General features: G+C 60.4%; 1 protein-coding gene. It reads right to left on the bottom strand.

The genetic code is table 11. The annotated features are described in order from the left end of the window. Nucleotides 1-225: 225 nt before the first annotated feature. Nucleotides 226-558 (bottom strand): hypothetical protein (locus AWB81_RS44080; protein ID WP_062644835.1); only part of this gene is annotated, 333 nt, incomplete at its 5' end.

Raw genomic sequence — 558 nt, 5'->3', positions numbered from 1 at the left:
TCGTAGTCGAACGCCGGACGGAACTGCACGACGACGCCACCTTCATCGCGAAACAGCATCGGTTGACCGGCGATGGCGATGTGCCGTTCGTTGGGGCCGCCCTTTCCGACTTCCACCGGGGATGACTGGCCTGCGGGATAGCCGCTGCGAGGCTGCGTCTGGGGAGGCACCCCGAAAAGTGTTCCAAGCAGCCGACCGAATGTTGATGCGCTCATTGTCGGCCCCCTACAGCAGCGTGCCGAAGCACTCGCGACGCACCTCTTCCAAGTCGCGCCTGAGCAGTGGGTTGCTCAGGATGACGTCTTGCAAGATCTCGGGATCGACGCCATTGATCTGGCAGACGAACCGATACGGCAGCGCGCCGTTCCAGAACTCCATGACCCAACCGAGCGTAGCCCGGTAGTCCTCGAGTTCCATCTTTTTTCTGTTTTTGAGTCGCTCGCTGAAGAGGACAGCGCAATCCATCAACGACTCGGGCATGTTGTCGCCGCGTCTGCTGTCAGTCGCGAGACTGATCAACGCGTCGACCATTTTGTCTTTGACCGCCTCGCTCCACAG

This window comes from Caballeronia arationis (assembly GCF_001544975.2).
Taxonomy (GTDB): Bacteria; Pseudomonadota; Gammaproteobacteria; order Burkholderiales; family Burkholderiaceae; genus Caballeronia; species Caballeronia arationis.
This window is presented reverse-complemented; position numbering and strand designations above follow the sequence as displayed.